Here is a 17551-nt window from a genome sequence, read left to right as displayed (position 1 = left end):
TCATATTTTCCGCCTTCGCGAAAATATGACTCTGACCCCGTTTTTCACGCCTTCGCGAAAATATGACTCTGACCCCGTTTTTCATTTCCCTTTACCCCTTCAGTACTTCCACGACGTCACATCCGCGCCCTTCGGTGCCGATTCCGTGATGCGCTTCGACATCATGCGGACCATCTCGGCGTCGCTCATCGGCTGCCAGCCGTGGCCCTTCATCGGGCGGCCGTACTGGAATACCGCGTCTGACCTGGGTGACGAAGTCGATGGGAGAAAGTCGTTGAGGCGATAGACGGCGAGGTTCAGATAGTAGTTGTCCATGTCGCCGACGTACACGTGAAGCTTGCCCTGCAGCTTGGGACCGATGGTCGCCCAGTCCTTCGACAGGATGTAGCGCAGGTCGAAATGGTCGCGCCAGTATGTTGCGACCGAGCGATCGATCGTGCCGGTGGTCTTGTTCCACAGCGGGCGCGGATATCCGTCGGCGCCGACGGGTCCCCATGCCGCGTCCCATGCATTGAACTGCTGGCCGGAGCGCTCGTGGCTGCCCAGCACCGACTCGATCTTGCTCAGGTCGCGCTGCGTCGTTTGAGGCTGGCCTTCGGATGAGCGACTCATATAGCGTGGCGTCACAACGATTGGATTTTCGTTCTCGACGAAGGCGCTCGTGTCGGCATACGCATCCACCAGTTGCAGGCGGCTGAAGTCAACCGGGTCGGGATACAGCGTCCACGTTCCGTTGAAGAAATCCGGATGCAGTACCTGGAGCGCGATCGATTCCCATCCGCCCGTCGAGCCACCGGTGAGCACGCGCGCGTAGGGTTTTGGGATCGCGCGGAAGTGCGACTCGATGTACGGGATCAACTCGGTGAGCAGCGCATCGCCGTACGGGCCGTTGTTCTGTGAATTGACCGCGTACGAATCATCGTAGTACATCGTCGGATGCTGGAACTTGACGCCGATCATGCGCGGGAAGTTGCTCGAGTTCCACGACTTGTAGAAATCAAATCCGGGCTCGCGACCATCCGTGCGCGCCTTGAGCATTGTACGCTCTGCTGCGTAGTTTGCACCGCTGTCGGTCGTGAATCCAAATGCCGGCGCGAGCGAGAAGTGGTCCTGCTGATAGATCGCGGGATAGTGCGCGTTGGGATGACTGTCGTAATCCTTGGGAAGAAGGATCGTCGCGCCGATGAATATCGGCTGGCCCCAGAACGTGGAGAGCAGTTTACTCTGGATCTTTACGTGCTTGACCCACTTTGTGTCCACGGGCATCGTTACAGGTGGAAGCACGCGCGAGAGCGACAGCTTGAGGTTCATTGGATTGGCAGCGTCGACGTGCACGCGTTGCACATTGCTCACGAGATTTCCGGGCGACGTGTTCCAGTGCTGTCCCTCCCACTGGTCCATATGCCCCCAGATGACGTGTCCATCCGCACGATGGAACTGTGTGTACACGTTCATCACCGCCTGTACGTAGTAATCTCCGGCAGGAAGCTGTGCGAGTGTGAATGGATATCCGGCCGTCGACGCGTCGATCGTTGCGCTCGCTCCGGGAGCGAGTGCGGAAACGTCCAGTCCGAAGAATGGCTGCGTTCCACCATAGCTGCCCGCACGGAAACGCGGCTCCCGAGCGGAGTCGCGCGCGACGATGAGGATGAGGCGTCCGGTGATCGGCGTCGCGTGCACGCTCGAGGGAAAGGAGACTTCAACGCGTTGCGCGGTCAACTGCGCTGTTGGAGCCAGGACGCATGCGGACAACAGTGCGACCGTACTGAATTGTCGTGTCAGACTGAATGATGCAAGCTTGTACATGATCGTTGCGGTGGCTGGAAGGGACGCAATGAATACGTCGTTGAAGCCGCACCCGATGCCGAGGATGGCGTAGCCTTACGCGACCCTGCTCCGAGCCTCGTGTGTGGCCGGTTTTCTCAGTGAGAATATGGTGGCCGCACCGACGATCAGAAGGCCCCCGAAGATCGCAACCGGTCCCAGCGACTCGCCTAGCAGCGTGACGCCGAGTATCGACCCCACTACCGGCTCGAAATTGACGAAGATGCCGGCCCGGGCCGCCGGTACTCTCCTGAGGCCCCAGTTCCAGAGCAGTGTTGCCGCGGTCGTCGCGAGGAATCCCTGGGCCGCGAGCGCCAGCCATACGTGCGTGGAGAGATGCACGGGAGGCGGGCCATCGGCGACGAACACCCACAGGAATAGCATCGCGCTGCCCAGAAAAACCACGTAAACAGTCATCGCGACCGCGGAGTAGCCGTGCCCCGCGTGCATCACGCGTTGCGTGACCAGCACCCATGCGACGCCCGCGAACAGCGAGCCGAGCACGAGCAGGTCGCCGATCAGGCTTGGTCCACCGGCGGCGCCGTTCGCCTCATGTGCCGTGAGCACGATGAGTATCGCGCCGATCGTCGAGACGACTATCATCGACCATCCGACACGATCGAGGCGCTCTTTCGTGAATATGACCGCGGCTATCGCAAGTGTCAGGGGGAGTGTGCCCACCATCAACGATGCGTGCGAGGCAGTAGTGCGTGCGAGCCCTTCGAACTGCACCAGAAACTGGATCGGTATGTAGAGTGCGGCCGCTACGAAAAAGAACGGGACGTCGGACGCTCGCGGGAGCGCGCGAATGCGGAACGCGACCGGCAGCAAGCCAAGGCATCCGAACGCGAAGCGGTACACCAGCATGTGGCCGACGCCCATCTCCGTGAGCGCGACCTTGGCGAAGTAGAAACCCGTCCCCCACGAGCAGCCGGCTGCGGCGAGCGCCAGGTAGGCCATGCCGCGCCCGGAACTGCCGGCGGCCTCGACATTGTGTGCGGGGCGTGCAGGCGCATCCTCTTTCCGAGCGGCAACGGTCATTCGAATACTTCCCTGGCAGTAACGGATTCTTACCTGTTTGGCCGATCTAACTGGTCGTATACTATCGCCTGCCTCTCACACCTGTCAAGGCGGTTATACCGGTTATATATTCCAGTCATGACTGGCAGTCCAGCGCCGCGAAAAGGTGAGCCGCCCGGATTCAGGCTCATAGGTGGAGAACCGAGCCTCGACTTCGTGAACACTGCGGAGTGGAATGGCGACGAGTTGCTCGTGGATCTGCTGTCCGACTACGAATCGCTCGTTAGGTGGGCCGTGCAGGCGGGAGTTGTCGATGCGCGCGTTGCGCGGAAGCTACGCAGTCGCGCGCGTCGCGACAGGGACGAGGCCGATCGCGCGCTGGCCAGCGCGCGTGAGTTGCGCGGAATCCTTCACGGTGCCTTCAACGCGACCGCTCGAGCGCACGGACGAGCGCGCGTCAGCGATGCGTTCAACAGTTCCGTTACCGCGCTTGGCGGTCGGCTTTCTGACGCCCTCCAGCATCGACGCATTGGTGCCGAGCGCGGACGCGCGCGGTTCTACTGGAGCGGAATGGGTGACAGACTGGACTGCATCGAGTGGCCGATCATCTGGAATGCAACACATGTGCTGGCGTCGGATTCTGCCGACTCGGTGCGTGTGTGCGCCGGCAAGGATTGCGGCTGGGTTTACGTGGATCGCAGCCGCAACGGCCTCCGCCGCTGGTGCAGCATGGAAACGTGCGGCTCGCGCGAAAAGGCCCATCGGCACTACGTGCGCGTGAAGAGGCGCAACCAGGGCCGACTCTCCCAGGACTCGCGGTAGCTACCCGTCGGTACCCGGCATATATTCGCCATTGTCGGCATTTTGGCCCTCTCGCCCGGCGCTGCCGGCCTGACTCACAGCTTCATACCTGGTGAACTGCAAGTGGCAGATGATGACGAGTCGTCCACGCCGCGCAAGCCGCTCGATGAAGAGATCGATGTATGGGGGCTGACGCACCCCGGCAAGGTTCGCAAGACTAACGAAGATCATTTCCTGCTGGGGTCCCTCCGCAAGCATCTCGACATCAAGGCGACTTCACTTCCGGAAGCCGAGCAGCTTCGTGCGAGCAACGAGCGCGCCGGCTTCATCGCGATGGTTGCCGACGGGGTGGGCGGACAGCTCGCTGGTGAGGAGGCCAGTCGGATAGCGCTCGAAGCGGTCACGCAATACGTGATACACAGCGCGCTCTGCTACTACCAGTCCGACGCACAGGCAGAGGACTTTGTGAACGTACTGCAGAAGGCCGCAATAACCAGTCACGACGCGGTGCTGCAGCGCGCGCGCGATGATAGCGACCTGCGCGGAATGGCTACGACACTGACGTTGTGGATCGGCGTGTGGCCGTGGATCTATCTGCTCCAGGTTGGCGATTCACGTTACTACCTGTTCCGGAACAACGTGCTGACGCAGATCACGCGTGATCAGACGATGGCGCAGGAGTTCATCGACCAGGGAGTGATGACGCGCCCGGTAGCACTCGCGTCGCCCTGGGCGAACGTGCTCTCCAGTTCGCTGGGCGGCGAGCAGACTGCACCGGTGGTCACACGCCTCGCGGCAAGTTGGGAGAACATTCATCTCATCTGCAGCGATGGTCTCACCAAGCACGTTTCCGACGCGCGGATCGCCGAGCGGCTTCGCGGAATGACGTCCGCGCGCGAGGCGTGCGAAGGATTGCTGCAGGATGCGCTCGATGGCGGTGGCACGGACAACATCACCATAATCGTCGGACGCGCGGTAGCGAAGGACGGGAACGACGCGCAACTTCAGATCACCCCGTCCGACTGACGGGACCACCTCCGAACCGGGAGAAACCATGGGAATGTTCGACGGATTACTGGGTGGCGTCGTCGGCGCCGAGATGGCAACTGTCGTCAACGGCCTGATCGAGAAGCACGGCGGCGTGCAGGGGATCGTCAGCCAGCTGGAGTCGCAGGGGCTGGGCAATACCGTGAAGTCGTGGGTCGGCACCGGAACGAACGAGCCGATAACCGGAGACCAGCTCCACGCGGCGCTGGGTTCGGATGCCATGACGCAACTTGCGGCAAAGTTCGGCATCCCCCCGGAAGAGCTCTCCGCCAAGCTGGCTCAGGTGCTTCCGGGGGCCATCGACAAGCTGACACCGAACGGGAAAGTGCCGGCTACACCGTAGTCGCCGGCTCTCGACTCGCTTCGATGACCTCGCCCTTGTGCGTCACAACGTGGTCGATGATGCCGTATTCCTTTGCCTGTTCGGCGGACATGTAGTTGTCGCGATCGAAGTCGTGCTCGATCTGCTCCACCGGACGCCCGGTATGCTTCGCCATGAGCTCGTTCACCTTGCGGCGCAGGAACACGATCTCGCGCGCCTGGATCTCGACATCCGATGCGGTGCCGCCACCACCAGTCTGTGACGGCTGGTGCTGCATGATGCGCGAGTGCGGTAGCGCCGATCGTTTGCCGGCGCGTCCGCCAGCGAGCAGAAAGCAGCTGATGCTCGCCGCGAATCCCATGCAGATCGTGTTCACGGGCGCCTTCATGAATTGCATGGTGTCGTAGATCGCGAGTCCGGCTGATACCGATCCGCCGGGCGAATTGATGTAGAGATGTACGTCCCGCTCCGCATTGTCCGCTTCCAGGAAGAGCAGCTGCGCTATGATGACGTTCGCGACGTCGTCGGTGACCGGTGTCCCCAGGAAGACGATGCGATCCATGAGGAGTCGCGAAAACACATCGTATGTGTGTTCTCCGCGAGACGAGCGCTCGGTGACGTAAGGTGTGTAGAGGGTCGGCATCACTCTATGAGTTGTGTGTTGATCGATCGTGCGTGACAGATGCTACGAGGCGCAGATGGGCACGCGCCGCTAGCGCGTGCGTCGTCCTTCTCGACGTGCGGAGCTCCTGCGAGCGCCAGGGTCGCTGCGTCGTTCATGACTGAGGCTTTTCCGGTGGGCGATCGAAGGTCCAATCCGTGCTACCCTCGACATGCCGTTTGAGATTCGCGAGGTTGGATGGCCAGAACTTCTGGTAGCCGGCAATCCACTTCGCAACGTCGGTGAGCGGGACCGGCGTGAGCTCGTAGACGCGCTGTCGCCCATCGACTCCGCCGCGGCGCTGCTCCCGCACCAGCCGCGCATCGCGCAATACCCGCAGATGTCGCGATACTGCGGGGCGGCTTATCCTGAAACCGGCCGCGATCTCGCTCGCAGGCGCGGCACCGCGCCGCAGGCGGTCCAGGATCGCCCTCCGCGTTGGATCTGCGACCGCGTGGAACGGGTCTGTCCGGGGAATGACACGAGGCATGCAGAGATATGTAACAAGATGGTTACGCAATATCCAGTCCCGTCGGCTAAATGCCCCGCCGGACAGCATTGGCGAATTTTACCCTCCGCCCGCTATGTTCTTTCAGGCATCGCGCGTCGCTTGCGATGCAGATCTGAACCAATACGAGATGACGTCCCCCAACAATCCGCCTGAAGAAACCTTCGACCCGGCTTCACCAGAAGAATGGGAAAAATTTCGCGCGCTGTCGCACCGCATGGTGGACGACATGCTCACTCATCTGGAGAGCCTGCGCGAGCAACCCGCATGGCGTGAGATGCCGGCATCGGTCCGAGAGGCACTCGCGGAGCCGGTCCCTCGCACTGGTGTCGGTGCGGAAGCGGCGTATCGCCATTTCGTTCAGAACGTGCTCCCGTATCCCGACGGCAATCTGCACCCGCGATTCTTTGGTTGGGTGAAGGGAAACGGAACGCCGCTCGGCATGATGGCCGACATGCTCGCCTCCGGACTGAATCCGCACATGGCTGGTTTCAATCAGGCGCCGGCGCTGGTGGAGCAACAGTTGATAGACTGGCTGGCTGAACTGCTCGGAATGCCAGGCGGAAGTGGAGTTCTCGTTACCGGTGGCACCATGGCAAGCACACTCGCACTCGGCGTTGCGCGCTTTGCGAAAGCGCGCGAGCTGGGCATCGACGTGCGCGAGGACGGTGTACAACAATGGCCGGACGCGCCACAGCGCGGTCCATTCGTGTTCTACGGATCTTCCGAGACTCACGGCTGGGCGCGCAAGGCCACCGAATTCATGGGCCTGGGCGACAGAGCGTTCCGGCGTGTGCCCGTGGACTCGAATTACCGAATCGAAATGGCGGCGCTCGCCGAAATGGTTGCGGCGGATCGCGCCGCTGGAATGATACCGTTCTGCGTCGTCGGCACGGCTGGCACGGTGAACACGGGAGCATCAGACGATCTCACTGCGATCGCCGAATTTTGTCGGCGCGAGAATCTGTGGTTCCACGTCGACGGCGCATTCGGCGCACTCGCCTACCTGTCGGATGAACTGCGCCCACAAGTTGCAGGCCTCGAGCGTGCCGATTCACTCGGCTTCGATCTGCACAAGTGGGGCGATCTGCCGTTCGAGTGCGCCTGCGTGCTCGTGCGTGATCCGGAAGTGCACGTGGCAACGTACGCGGCACCAGCCAGCTATCTGGCCGCCGCGACGCGAGGCGTCATTGCCGGCGGTCTGCCGTTTGCCGATCGCGGCATCGATCTCACGCGCGGCTTCAAGGCGCTCAAGGCCTGGTTGTCGCTCAAGGCCGATGGCGTCGACAAGCTCGTGCGCATGGTCGAGCAGAACGTCGCGCAGATCAGATATCTCACCGGGCGTGTCGAAGCGCACCCGGATCTCGAGCTGCTCGCGCCCGCGCCACTCAACATCGCGTGCCTCCGCTACGCACCGGCTGGCATCTCCGAAGACATGCTCGATGCAATCAATACCGAGGTGCTGCTTCGCATTCAGGAATGCGGGCTCGCCGTTCCATCCAGCACGATCATCGATGGCAAATTCGCGATTCGGATTGCGAACGTGAACCACCGCGCACGCATGTCCGATATCGATGTACTGATCGACGGCGTGCTACGGTTCGGAAGGGAAGTAACGGCCGAGATGAAGCCGGGGTCGCTCTCCACATGAAAAAACCGGGGAGACAATGGACAGCATCGTCTCCCCGGTTCCCCAGCATCACCGGTAATCAGACCGGGAACAGCATCTCGCGGTACTTCGGCAGCGGCCAATCACTGTCGCACACCATGAGCTCCAGCTCGTCGCACTTCTCGCGCACGGCTTCCATCGCTTCTGCGCCCTTGCTCGTGAGCAGCTTTGCCTGCGCACCCGGATCGTCGTGCATCGATTCAGCCTTCGCAATCACGCCTACAAGATTGTCGTGTCGCTTGAGCAGCTCCTCGATCTTTGCGCCGACCTTGTTGGCGATTCCGATCTGCGGGATGACCGCGATTCCGGCGGCCTTCGCCTGCGCCGCCGCGTTGGCGAGCGATCCGGCGTAGCCAAGTACCGCCGGGATGACACATGTGTCGACCATCTCGCGAAGCGTATGGAGCTCGATCAACATGTCCTTGGTGTAGCGCTCGAGCCGGACGTGATAACGCGAATCGAGCTCCTCGTTCGTGAAGATTCCGAGCGAAGTGAGGGTCTTGCGTGATTGTTTGGTCTCGAGCTGCTGCAACGCTTCCGGAGTCCGGCGCAGATTCAGCAGTCCGCGCTTCTCCGCTTCCTTCACCCACTCGGTGGAGTAGTTGTTTCCCTCGAACCGGACGGGCGTGCTCGCCTTGAACGACTTGCGCACGACCTTGAGCGCGGCGTCGTCGATCGACTTGGAGTCACGCTTGCCGTCCTTCAGCTCCTCACGAAGTTCCTCCGTGATATCCGAGATGGCCTCTGCGACCGCTGCGTTCAAGAGAACGATCGGGAAGGCGATGCTCTGACTCGAGCCGACCGCGCGGAACTCGAACTTCTGGCCCGTGAATGCGAACGGTGAGGTGCGATTGCGATCGGTGTTGTCCTTCTCGATCTCCGGCAGCTTGGCGACGCCGAGTCCGATCATCTGCTGATCAGCGCTCTTGGTGCTCTTGCCCTCGATGATCTCGTCGATCACGCGCGTGAGCATCGATCCCATGAATACGGAGATGATGGCCGGCGGCGCCTCGTTCGCACCGAGTCTGTGCTCGTTGCCGGACGTCGCGATCGCCGCGCGCAGAAGCCCTGCGTGTTTGTTCACGCCCTGCAGCACTGCCGCGAGGAAGAGAAGGAAGCGGATGTTCTGATGCGGCGTCTTCCCTGGCTTCAGAAGATTGACCCCATCGACTGCCGGATCGTCCGAGCGCACAGCCATCGACCAGTTGCAGTGCTTGCCGCTTCCGTTCACACCAGCAAATGGCTTCTCAGCGAGCAACGCCTGCAGCCCGTGACGCAGTGAGATGCGCCGCAGCGTCGCCATCACTATCTGATTGTGGTCCACCGCGATGTCGGTTTCCTCGAACATCGGCGCCATCTCGAACTGGCACGGCGCAACTTCGTTGTGCCGCGTGACGATAGGCACGCTCAGCTTGTACAGCTCGTGTTCCACTTCTGCGATGCACGCCTGCACGCGCTCAGGAATTCCGCCGAAGTAGTGATCCTCCAGCTGCTGCCCGCGTGATGGTGCAGCGCCGATGAGCGTGCGGCCAGCCATCACGAGATCCGGACGCATCGCAAACAGGGTGCGATCGATCAGGAAATATTCCTGCTCCGCGCCGAGTGTCGTGTAGACTCGCCGTACGCCGCGGTCGCCCATCAGCTCGAGCAGCTCGGTCGCCTTCTGTGACAGCACGTCGGAGCTGCGCAGCAGCGGCGTCATCTCATCGAGCGCCTCGCCGTTATAGCCGATGAACACCGATGGAACGCAGAGCGTGCGCGCCCCGGCACTCTCGACGATGAACACCGGGCTTGCAGGATTCCATGCCGTGTAACCGCGCGCTTCCCACGTTGCGCGCAATCCGCCCGACGGAAAGCTCGATGCGTCCGGCTCGCTCTGAATGAGCTGCGCCGCTGAGAACGATTCCATCGGCTCCAACTCGTCGTCGAAGGTGAGGAATGCGTCGTGCTTTTCCGCTGTCAGTCCGGTCTGGGGCTGGAACCAGTGGGTGAAGTGAGTCACTCCTCGCGAGACAGCCCAATCCTTGATCACCTGCGCGACTGTCGGCGCGATGTCACGGTCGAGTTTCTTTCCCTGGCGGACCGCCGAGAGGAGCTTGACGTAGATCTCCTTTGGCAGCTTCTCGCGCATCTGGCGCGCGCCGAAGGTATTGACGCCGAAGTACTCGGACGTGCGGAGGGGCACCGGCGTCGATGATTCGTCGGTGATGCGGGCGGAGATGTCCTGGACAGCTAACTGGCGGGCGGTAGGCATTTTTGGAGGCGGCGGCTAGGCCTGGTGTTATGAGGAATTTGCTAAACTTGCACAAGCAGGGTAGCAATCTGCATATTTAGGTCGTCAATCGCAAGCAAACCGGGCTAAATAATGCAAAAACAGGAAATTTTGGACATCACAAAGAAACAAGGTGTCCGATTCCTCAGGCTCCAGTTCACCGATATCCTGGGCATCAACAAGAACGTCGAAATCCCCTCCTCCCAGATCGAGAAGGCCCTGGACGGCGATATCATGTTCGACGGCTCTTCAATAGAAGGGTTCGTACGCGTCGAGGAGTCCGACATGCTCCTGGTCCCGGACCTCTCCACCTTCCAGGTCTATCCGTGGGGGGACCCCGATGCCCGGGTCGCCCGCGTCATCTGCGACGTGCATACCCCCGATGGCGATCACTTCGAGGGGGATCCTCGCTGGGTTCTCAAGCGAGCCGTCGCCAGGGCGGAGGCCATGGGCTTCCGGATGAATGCCGGTATGGAGGCCGAATTCTTCATGTTCCGGCCAGGTGCCGGTGGTAACGTCTCCACCACCACCCACGACGTCGGGAGCTACTTCGACCTCGCTCCATCCGACCTGGGCGAGGACGCGCGCAGAGCGATCGTCGTTGCACTGGAAAAGATGGGCTTCGAAGTCGAGGCCGCGCATCACGAGGTGGCGCACGGTCAGCATGAGATCGACTTTCGCTACGCCGATGCTCTGCGCACCGCCGACAACATCACGACCTTCCGGTTTGTCGTCAAATACGTGGCCCAGCAGTTCGGCCTCGTCGCCTCGTTCATGCCCAAGCCGATCTTCGGTCAGAGCGGCAGCGGCATGCACACGCACCAGTCGCTGTTCCGCGGCAACGACAACGCATTCTATGATGCAGCCGGCCTGTACGAGCTCAGCGAGACCGCCCTTCATTACATCGGTGGTCTGCTCAAGCACGCGCGTGCGTGCACCGCGATAACAAACCCGCTCGTAAACTCCTACAAGCGGCTCCTCACCGGATACGAAGCGCCGGCCAATGTCGCATGGTCGATGCGCAATCGATCTCCGATGCTGCGCATTCCCGCGCGTCGCAAGATCGGCACGCGCGTCGAGCACCGCGCGCCAGATCCTTCGGCCAATCCGTATCTCGCTCTCGCTGTGATGCTCGCCGCCGGCCTTGACGGCATCGAAACGCGCGCCGATTACCGCGAGCCTGTCAACGAGAACATCTGGGAGATGTCACACCGCGAGCGCAGGCGTCTGCGCATCGACGACCTTCCTCACGATCTCAACGAAGCCTGCGACGAGCTCGAGAAGGATGACGTCATCCGTGACGCGCTCGGCCCGCACGTCACACGCCACTTCCTCGCCGCAAAACGCGAGGAGTGGCGCGAGTACATGATGCAGGTGAGCAAGTGGGAGCTGGACAATTACCTCGCGAAATACTGATCGCGGTCGCATCCGGCGTCTGGCGTCACAGGCCCGGACACCGGCGCGTCATCTCACTGCTACACCGCGCTCATAGTGATCGCGCCGGTTGGGCACCGAATGCGAACTTCGCCACCACCCTGTTGGCGTCGACACGGATTATGTCCACCGTCCCCCGAATTCCCATCAGATATACCAGCCCGATCTGGATTGGCAACGAGTCGACTGTCACCTGAGGACTCATTCCGAACAACCCTGCACCGACGAGACGATTCGCGGCCTCCGACGTAGGTATGCCGGATCGCACGTCATACGTCCGAGGCTGCGCCAGCTGTCCGCTCGGCGCGTAAAGTAGAACCACGAACGAGCGTGCCTCGAGATCGATCGGAGGTATGGTGGGCTGCCGAGGGCCGCTTGGCGCACACCACAATTCATGCGCATCGAATCCGCGCGGCGCAAGATTCATCGTCGCGTCGTGAATGTACGTCGTCTGCGCACTGTCAGATGGATTGAAAACTGGCCTGCCGTCCGCGAAGACCTGACACGATCCGTCCTCGCGAAACTCCCCCGTCACATTTACCAGGCCCTTTGTGGATGTCGAGCCCTGCGCCAGAAGCAGCGTGCTGCCAGGCGCGGCGGCGCCACCGGACGAAACGGCGATCACACAGCCGCACAACACTCGCACCAACGATCGTCTTTTCATCATGCTCAAACCTTGCATGAGTCAACGCGATGCGGGCAATCTCCTTGGCGCTCGCTGGATCGAATTACTGCAGGATCACTGTATGAGATACTAGAAGAAATCGTTCGCTATCCGGCGGCCGATATACATCCCCACGCCGACGCCAACGATCGACAGCATGCACGCTGTCATCGTGCCGACGAACGCGCCAAGCCACCATCCTACCGAGCTGCAAACGAACGAGCCTGTCATACCAAGGATCTTTGCCATGCCACCTGTTCTCCATTTTGAGCGGCGATCGTCGACGTCGTAACATCGTCCCGGGGCCGCTCGCTCGGCATCTTCCTTTATAGGGACGCGAACGGATTCCCTTCGTAACGCGCTCCGTCGCGGTGAATCCGCACGCTCCGCCGCATGGCCCACCCGGGCGTGGCGGGATAGATTCCCTCGCAATGAATCCGTCGCGGCAGGATCCGGCGTACACCACACGACCAGCCATCGCTACGCCCAGCGACGATTTGTCCCTCGTCCGGCGGATAGCGGGAGGCGATGAATCAGCTCTGGCAGCCCTGTACGATGGCTGGGCGCAGACAGTCTACTCGATGGTTGCTCATCTCCTCAAGGACGCTGATGGTGCGGAGGACGTCGTGGAGGAAACATTCTGGCAGGTGTGGCAGCGTGCTTCGTCATACGACGCTTCGCGTGGTACTGTGCGAACGTGGATTCTGACCATCGCACGCAGTCGCGCGCTCGATCGGCTCCGTAGTCGCAAGCGCAACCGCGAGGACATCACCGCCGATCTGAGCATTCTTCGCGACCCCGCTCCAGATCCCTCACAGGACGTCGAAAGCAACGAGCGCAGGATTCTGATACACGCAGCGCTGCAGGAGCTTCCCGAAGACCAGCGCCGCGCACTCGACCTGGCTTACTTCCGCGGCTTCAGCCAATCCGAAATCGCCGAATTCCTCGGCGAGCCGCTCGGCACCATCAAGACCAGAATGCGGCTCGGCATGCAGAAATTGCGGGACAAGTTGATGGGCCTGCGGGAGAGCAGAGCATGAGCGACGTAAACGAGCCGAATAACGCGTCCCCGCCCCCGCAGGATGCAAACGCCGGCAACGAGGTCGCGCATCCCGTGTCTCCGACTCCGCCCAACGAGTCGGAGCCCGCGTTCGACGTCGCCGGTGCCGCGCTCGGCGCGCTCGGGCCGCGCGAAGAAGCAGATCTCTACACCGCCGCCTCGGTAGATCCGGCTGTCTCCGCAGAGCTGGCCGCCATGGAAGCAGTAGTCGCCGAGCTCGCGCGGCTCTCGCCCATGCAACAAATGAATCGCGGCCGCTCGGCAGGGATTCGTTCGCGGCTCGTCGCACGCGCGGCCGCAACCAATATCGGGCGCAAGACGCAGTCGTCCGAGGCCTCGGTAGAGAGCGCTCAGCAGGCGGCCAGCACGGTCAGGCCGACTAGACCTGCGTCGTCATCGCCCTCGCGCCACCAGGCGCCGCCGGCATCGCATGGAAATGCCCAGGCTCGACACACTCCGTTACACGTGATTCCGTTCGAGCCGCGCAGCCGCCTGCCGATGGGACGGATATTTGGCGGCCTGGCCATCGCAGCTGCGCTGGCCATCGCGGCGTTCGGTATTTACAGCTGGCGGAACCGATCACAGGCGGGCGGTGCCCAGACCGCGAGCGCGGTGCACGATTCCAGTCTCGAGGCGCAGGTCGCTCAGCTGCGAATCTCGATCGCACAAAAGGACAGTCTCATCTCCGCACTGACCGGAATGCACACTCGCGTCATCGAGTTGATGAGCTACGCCGATGCCTCGCCCATGGCCCGCATGTTCTGGGACCAGAAGAAGCAGATGTTCATACTGTACGCATCCAACGTGAAACCACCAGCCCGCGGGAAGGTCTACCAGGTGTGGCTGATTGCACGCGGAACTACGACCCCTGTTTCGCTCGGCACCTTCATGCCGGACTCCACCGGCTCGGCAGTGGTGGCTTCCAAACACCCGATGGCGCCCGGTACTCTGCGCCGAGTCGCAGTGACCGAAGAGCCGGACGGAGGCATGCCTGCGCCCACCGGCCCGGTCATGTTTGCCGGTGTCGGGAGGTAGCGGTCGAACGATCGTTCGAGGCAACATAATCTGATGTTCCGGGTATCAATCTAGTTCGGTAAGTGATTGATATTGAAGGAGTTAGTGCGATGGAACGAGATCAGATTGGGTTGCTGCCGGCGCTGGATTTCGAGGGCCCGGGAGCTGACGTTGTTCGTCTGGAGCGGGCACTCGGACTGCGCGCGGAGCATGTAGGACACGGCCGTTATCGCATCGTCGGTGGGCAGTCGGAGCACTGGGTCGACCTCTATTCAGCGGCGCACCCACGTTGCGACTGCGGTGATTATCTGTGGCGCGACACGGTCTGCAAGCACATTCTCGCCGCCCTCATGCGCGAGGGTAATGAAGACGTGATCCGCGCGGTCGGAGGCCTCTTCGCCGCCCTGAAGTCGGCCGCCTAGTCGGCGTCGGTAGTGCAGGCTGGCGTGCCAAACGGATGCATAATGTGCGACTCCGTGCGCCACGAAGCCGATAATTAGATGAGATTCACCAATTATCGGAGCCCTTAATCGTTGGCACGCCATGATTGACGTATTTGTTGCACGCCAGCCAATTTTCGACCGGCACGACCGGCTCTCCGGATACGAACTCCTGTACCGGAATACGGCGCTGTCCACGATCGCGGACGGTGCCGCCGCAGACGCGATGTGCACCGATACCGTGATTCACTCCTTCCTCGATATCGGTCTCGACGACCTCACCGACGGCCACCGCGCGTTCGTGAATTGCACGCGCGAGTTCCTGCTGGATGGTCAGGTCGAGCTTCTCCCGTCGCAGAAAGTCGTGATCGAAGTACTCGAAACAGTCGGAAACGACCCCGCAGTCGTCTCGGCCTGCCGGCGCCTCACGCAGAGCGGATACCAGCTCGCGCTCGACGACTACGTGGACGATCCGTCTTTCGACGCATTGCTTCACACCGTCGGCATCGTCAAGCTCGACGTACTGCATAGAAAGCCGGGCGAGCTCGCGGCATTGATGCGGCGTTTGCGGCCGTTCAACGTGCAGATTCTCGCAGAGCGCGTCGAGACCATGGACATGCACCAGGAGTGCATGCAGCTGGGCTTCGATCTCTTTCAGGGATACTTCTATCGCCGTCCCGAGCTCGTGACGCGCAAGGAGATCGAGGTAGGACAGACAGCGATGGTGCGTTTGCTCAACATGTTGCGCGACCACGAGACTCCGGATGCAGCTATCGAAAGCGGCTTCCGGTCCGATCCGACGCTCACCTACAAGTTGTTGCGGATCGTGAATTCAGCCTCCGTTGGCGGCCGCGGAATCGACTCGATCGGCTATGCGATCCGCATGGTCGGGCGCCAGATGCTGTATCGCTGGCTCGCGTTGCTCATGGTCTCGTCGATGGTGACAGGCAACGACGTCACCGATCAGCTGGTGTACGCGGCGCTGTTGCGCGCGCGGTTGTGCGAGCTGATTGCGGAATCCAGTCCGCAGGTGCGCCATCCGCAGGCCCTGTTCATGACCGGGTTGTTCTCCATGCTAGACGTGCTTCTGCGCATGCCAATGCGCGACGTGCTGGCGCGCGTCAGCGTGTCGGACGAGATCCGCCAGGCTGTAATGGAGGGAAGTGGTCCGTACGCCGAGCCGTTGTTGCTGGCCGATGCGTACCAGCGTGGCGAGTGGGACCAGGTTGATGTGCTCGCGTCATCGCTGGGAGTGCTTCCGATGCAGATGGCCTGGCTCTATACCAAATCTCTGACCTGGGTCAACGAGCAGCTCACCGGAGTGACGAACGCCGTAGCGGCGTAGCATGATCACGGATCGGCGTCGCTGTCCTCGCGCCGGTCCGCATGTCTGCGATCACCCTGTCTGCGATCGTGCTGCTTCCCGCTTGCGCGCGCGCGGAACCACTTCCAGGTGACCAGCAAGGCCAGCCCAAGCAGGATGACGTAGACTGGCCGGATGAGATCCGACAGCGCAGGCTGTATGTCCTCGATCCTGTACAGGACCGCCGCGACGATCAACGCGAGCAGCCAGATGGCTACGAGCGGCGCAGCGTGTCGTCCGTGCCAGATCCTCACTCGTGCTCCGTGCAGCTACGGGTCCGCCTGCTGATCACTGCCGGACGCTTCCAGTCTTTCCAGCATGCTTTCGATTCGCTCGAGTCGCGTGACGAGATCAGTGAGATGCTTTTCATACTCCGTAGGGCTTTCGAGCTCGAAAGTGATTGCACCGCCAGTCTCGATTCGCGCGCAGCGCACATCTGACATGTGCGCGATGCCCTGTTTGCGCATGTCGGCCTCGAGTTCCGCCCGCGTGATCAACTGATGCTTCATGTTTGCGTCCACGAACTTGCCGTGGTGAACCAGCACCGACGTGGCTCCTTCGATTACGCGATCCAACTTTCTGTGATTGTACAACGCCCTGACAACCACGTAGTCACCCACGATCAGCACAACTGCACCAATCAGACCACCAAGGAGTGAGTTGTCGTTGCCGATTATCGCGTTCTGCACGGTATTCGACAGCAACAGCAGAACTACGAGATCGAACGATGTGACCTGCCCGAGAGTACGCTTGCCGGCTACCCTCAGCAGGATGATGAGAAAGCCGTATACCAGAACGGTGCGCAGAACCTTCTCTGCGATCGATACACCCGGGATAAATAGATCGGTGAACAGCTGATTCAGGATCATCCCGGAATTTACCATTCGCATGATACCTCCGTCCGACGGCTGGAACGACTGGCTCACCCCGGGCCGGGCCGCCCGAAGGAGCCGAAGATCATCATCCGGTCAGAGATTGCCTGACCACTTTGTCGGCGGTTTCCCCACCGATTCTCCCCGGGCGCACCATGCCCGATCGGGCGAGGATGTCTTTTGCAAAGGTTCTTCTGTAAGTTTCAGGATGCGACGCGCTCTCTGGATTCGCATCGTTACTGCCATGTGGGGCATCTGGCTCGGTGTTGCACTGACCGAGCCCATGATGCTGCACCCGTGCGCCATGCACGGTGGCAGCGCAGCGCAGATGGTTGGCATGCCCGAAATGCCGGGGATGGCTGGCGATATCACGGCGCAGAGCGGCACTGCCCAGCGCACTGGTCATCATGAAACGCCGTCGCAGGGGTCTGGCACAACCTGCACCTGTCTCAGCGATTGTTGTTGTGCGCCGCCGGTGTTGGTGCCGGCTTCCGCGCACGCGGACGTGGCTGGCAGTAGGACCGTGGAATACGCGACGATCGCACCGTCGTGTGATGTGAGCACGCCCGTTGCGACGGTG

19 protein-coding genes are annotated in these 17551 nt (G+C 61.5%); 9 read left to right on the top strand and 10 right to left on the bottom strand.

Annotated features, from left to right (window positions below):
• Nucleotides 1-99: 99 nt before the first annotated feature.
• Together V4529_08330 and V4529_08325 are read right to left on the bottom strand one after the other, a co-directional pair.
• A complete protein-coding gene (locus tag V4529_08330; GenBank protein MES2358340.1) occupies nucleotides 100-1806 on the bottom strand; it encodes an alpha/beta hydrolase-fold protein in 1707 nt (568 codons plus the stop codon).
• A 75-nt stretch (nucleotides 1807-1881) separates the two neighbouring features.
• The gene (locus tag V4529_08325) at nucleotides 1882-2865 is read right to left on the bottom strand and encodes an EamA family transporter (protein MES2358339.1); all 984 of its coding nucleotides are present in this window, start codon (nucleotides 2863-2865) and stop codon (nucleotides 1882-1884) included.
• A gap of 117 nt (nucleotides 2866-2982) precedes the next feature.
• Here V4529_08325 and V4529_08320 point away from each other — a divergent pair, with 117 nt between their 5' ends.
• The 3 genes from V4529_08320 to V4529_08310 all read left to right on the top strand — a co-directional run bounded on the left by V4529_08320 (nucleotide 2983) and on the right by V4529_08310 (nucleotide 5035).
• Nucleotides 2983-3666 carry a CGNR zinc finger domain-containing protein gene (locus V4529_08320; protein ID MES2358338.1) on the top strand — a complete coding sequence of 228 codons (684 nt, stop codon included), beginning with the start codon at nucleotides 2983-2985 and terminating at the stop codon, nucleotides 3664-3666.
• A gap of 102 nt (nucleotides 3667-3768) precedes the next feature.
• The gene (locus V4529_08315) at nucleotides 3769-4671 is read left to right on the top strand and encodes a protein phosphatase 2C domain-containing protein (GenBank protein ID MES2358337.1); all 903 of its coding nucleotides are present in this window, start codon (nucleotides 3769-3771) and stop codon (nucleotides 4669-4671) included.
• 28 nt (nucleotides 4672-4699) lie between these two features.
• Complete coding sequence (locus V4529_08310; GenBank protein MES2358336.1) at nucleotides 4700-5035, top strand: YidB family protein; 336 nt, start codon at nucleotides 4700-4702, stop codon at nucleotides 5033-5035.
• Here the strand turns inward: V4529_08310 and V4529_08305 are convergent.
• Together V4529_08305 and V4529_08300 are read right to left on the bottom strand one after the other, a co-directional pair.
• Entirely contained in the window at nucleotides 5025-5657 is a 633-nt protein-coding gene (locus V4529_08305; protein MES2358335.1) for an ATP-dependent Clp protease proteolytic subunit, read from the bottom strand. The genes V4529_08310 and V4529_08305 overlap by 11 nt on opposite strands.
• Nucleotides 5658-5790: 133 nt before the next feature.
• Nucleotides 5791-6165 carry a metalloregulator ArsR/SmtB family transcription factor gene (locus V4529_08300; GenBank protein MES2358334.1) on the bottom strand — a complete coding sequence of 125 codons (375 nt, stop codon included), beginning with the start codon at nucleotides 6163-6165 and terminating at the stop codon, nucleotides 5791-5793.
• 148 nt (nucleotides 6166-6313) lie between these two features.
• On the opposite strand from V4529_08300, the gene V4529_08295 reads away from it, so the two are divergent.
• On the top strand, nucleotides 6314-7834 hold the full coding sequence (locus tag V4529_08295) for a pyridoxal-dependent decarboxylase (GenBank protein MES2358333.1): 1521 nt from the start codon (nucleotides 6314-6316) through the stop codon (nucleotides 7832-7834).
• Nucleotides 7835-7892: 58 nt separating this feature from the next.
• On the opposite strand, the gene V4529_08290 is transcribed toward V4529_08295, so the two are convergent.
• Entirely contained in the window at nucleotides 7893-10106 is a 2214-nt protein-coding gene (locus V4529_08290; protein ID MES2358332.1) for a glutamine synthetase III, read from the bottom strand.
• Between the two features lie 111 nt (nucleotides 10107-10217).
• On the opposite strand from V4529_08290, the gene V4529_08285 reads away from it, so the two are divergent.
• Nucleotides 10218-11540: a glutamine synthetase family protein gene (locus V4529_08285; GenBank protein MES2358331.1), complete on the top strand. Its 1323-nt coding sequence runs from the start codon at nucleotides 10218-10220 to the stop codon at nucleotides 11538-11540.
• A gap of 70 nt (nucleotides 11541-11610) precedes the next feature.
• On the opposite strand, the gene V4529_08280 is transcribed toward V4529_08285, so the two are convergent.
• Both V4529_08280 and V4529_08275 read right to left on the bottom strand, forming a co-directional pair.
• Nucleotides 11611-12225 carry a hypothetical protein gene (locus tag V4529_08280; GenBank protein MES2358330.1) on the bottom strand — a complete coding sequence of 205 codons (615 nt, stop codon included), beginning with the start codon at nucleotides 12223-12225 and terminating at the stop codon, nucleotides 11611-11613.
• Nucleotides 12226-12312: 87 nt separating this feature from the next.
• Nucleotides 12313-12471, bottom strand: coding sequence for a hypothetical protein (locus V4529_08275; protein MES2358329.1), 159 nt, complete (start codon nucleotides 12469-12471; stop codon nucleotides 12313-12315).
• A gap of 182 nt (nucleotides 12472-12653) precedes the next feature.
• Here V4529_08275 and V4529_08270 point away from each other — a divergent pair, with 182 nt between their 5' ends.
• The 4 genes from V4529_08270 (at nucleotide 12654) to V4529_08255 (ending at nucleotide 16081) form a co-directional block, all read left to right on the top strand.
• On the top strand, nucleotides 12654-13262 hold the full coding sequence (locus V4529_08270; GenBank protein ID MES2358328.1) for a sigma-70 family RNA polymerase sigma factor: 609 nt from the start codon (nucleotides 12654-12656) through the stop codon (nucleotides 13260-13262).
• On the top strand, nucleotides 13259-14317 hold the full coding sequence (locus V4529_08265) for an anti-sigma factor (protein MES2358327.1): 1059 nt from the start codon (nucleotides 13259-13261) through the stop codon (nucleotides 14315-14317). Before V4529_08270 ends, V4529_08265 begins: the two co-directional genes overlap by 4 nt.
• 89 nt (nucleotides 14318-14406) lie before the next feature.
• Nucleotides 14407-14718 carry an SWIM zinc finger family protein gene (locus V4529_08260; GenBank protein ID MES2358326.1) on the top strand — a complete coding sequence of 104 codons (312 nt, stop codon included), beginning with the start codon at nucleotides 14407-14409 and terminating at the stop codon, nucleotides 14716-14718.
• Between the two features lie 121 nt (nucleotides 14719-14839).
• Nucleotides 14840-16081, top strand: coding sequence for an HDOD domain-containing protein (locus V4529_08255; protein ID MES2358325.1), 1242 nt, complete (start codon nucleotides 14840-14842; stop codon nucleotides 16079-16081).
• A gap of 5 nt (nucleotides 16082-16086) precedes the next feature.
• Here the strand turns inward: V4529_08255 and V4529_08250 are convergent, their stop codons facing one another.
• The 3 genes from V4529_08250 to V4529_08240 all read right to left on the bottom strand — a co-directional run bounded on the left by V4529_08250 (nucleotide 16087) and on the right by V4529_08240 (nucleotide 17377).
• The gene (locus tag V4529_08250; GenBank protein ID MES2358324.1) at nucleotides 16087-16353 is read right to left on the bottom strand and encodes a hypothetical protein; all 267 of its coding nucleotides are present in this window, start codon (nucleotides 16351-16353) and stop codon (nucleotides 16087-16089) included.
• A gap of 15 nt (nucleotides 16354-16368) precedes the next feature.
• Entirely contained in the window at nucleotides 16369-16989 is a 621-nt protein-coding gene (locus V4529_08245) for a YetF domain-containing protein (GenBank protein MES2358323.1), read from the bottom strand.
• A gap of 70 nt (nucleotides 16990-17059) precedes the next feature.
• The gene (locus V4529_08240) at nucleotides 17060-17377 is read right to left on the bottom strand and encodes a hypothetical protein (protein MES2358322.1); all 318 of its coding nucleotides are present in this window, start codon (nucleotides 17375-17377) and stop codon (nucleotides 17060-17062) included.
• Nucleotides 17378-17551 lie beyond the last annotated feature (174 nt).

The organism is Gemmatimonadota bacterium (assembly GCA_040388625.1).
Taxonomy (GTDB): Bacteria; Gemmatimonadota; Gemmatimonadetes; order Gemmatimonadales; family Gemmatimonadaceae; genus Fen-1247.
This window is presented reverse-complemented; position numbering and strand designations above follow the sequence as displayed.

Coding starts and splice junctions, on each gene's coding strand:
- V4529_08330 (MES2358340.1), bottom strand. CDS start 1,806: ATGTACAAGCTTGCATCATTCAGTCTGACACGACAATTCAGTACGGTC.
- V4529_08290 (MES2358332.1), bottom strand. CDS start 10,106: ATGCCTACCGCCCGCCAGTTAGCTGTCCAGGACATCTCCGCCCGCATC.
- V4529_08275 (MES2358329.1), bottom strand. CDS start 12,471: ATGGCAAAGATCCTTGGTATGACAGGCTCGTTCGTTTGCAGCTCGGTA.
- V4529_08270 (MES2358328.1), top strand. CDS start 12,654: ATGAATCCGTCGCGGCAGGATCCGGCGTACACCACACGACCAGCCATC.
- V4529_08300 (MES2358334.1), bottom strand. CDS start 6,165: ATGCCTCGTGTCATTCCCCGGACAGACCCGTTCCACGCGGTCGCAGAT.
- V4529_08280 (MES2358330.1), bottom strand. CDS start 12,225: ATGATGAAAAGACGATCGTTGGTGCGAGTGTTGTGCGGCTGTGTGATC.
- V4529_08310 (MES2358336.1), top strand. CDS start 4,700: ATGGGAATGTTCGACGGATTACTGGGTGGCGTCGTCGGCGCCGAGATG.
- V4529_08245 (MES2358323.1), bottom strand. CDS start 16,989: ATGCGAATGGTAAATTCCGGGATGATCCTGAATCAGCTGTTCACCGAT.
- V4529_08285 (MES2358331.1), top strand. CDS start 10,218: ATGCAAAAACAGGAAATTTTGGACATCACAAAGAAACAAGGTGTCCGA.
- V4529_08265 (MES2358327.1), top strand. CDS start 13,259: ATGAGCGACGTAAACGAGCCGAATAACGCGTCCCCGCCCCCGCAGGAT.
- V4529_08240 (MES2358322.1), bottom strand. CDS start 17,377: ATGACCAGTGCGCTGGGCAGTGCCGCTCTGCGCCGTGATATCGCCAGC.
- V4529_08305 (MES2358335.1), bottom strand. CDS start 5,657: ATGCCGACCCTCTACACACCTTACGTCACCGAGCGCTCGTCTCGCGGA.
- V4529_08320 (MES2358338.1), top strand. CDS start 2,983: ATGACTGGCAGTCCAGCGCCGCGAAAAGGTGAGCCGCCCGGATTCAGG.
- V4529_08295 (MES2358333.1), top strand. CDS start 6,314: ATGACGTCCCCCAACAATCCGCCTGAAGAAACCTTCGACCCGGCTTCA.
- V4529_08255 (MES2358325.1), top strand. CDS start 14,840: ATGATTGACGTATTTGTTGCACGCCAGCCAATTTTCGACCGGCACGAC.
- V4529_08260 (MES2358326.1), top strand. CDS start 14,407: ATGGAACGAGATCAGATTGGGTTGCTGCCGGCGCTGGATTTCGAGGGC.
- V4529_08325 (MES2358339.1), bottom strand. CDS start 2,865: ATGACCGTTGCCGCTCGGAAAGAGGATGCGCCTGCACGCCCCGCACAC.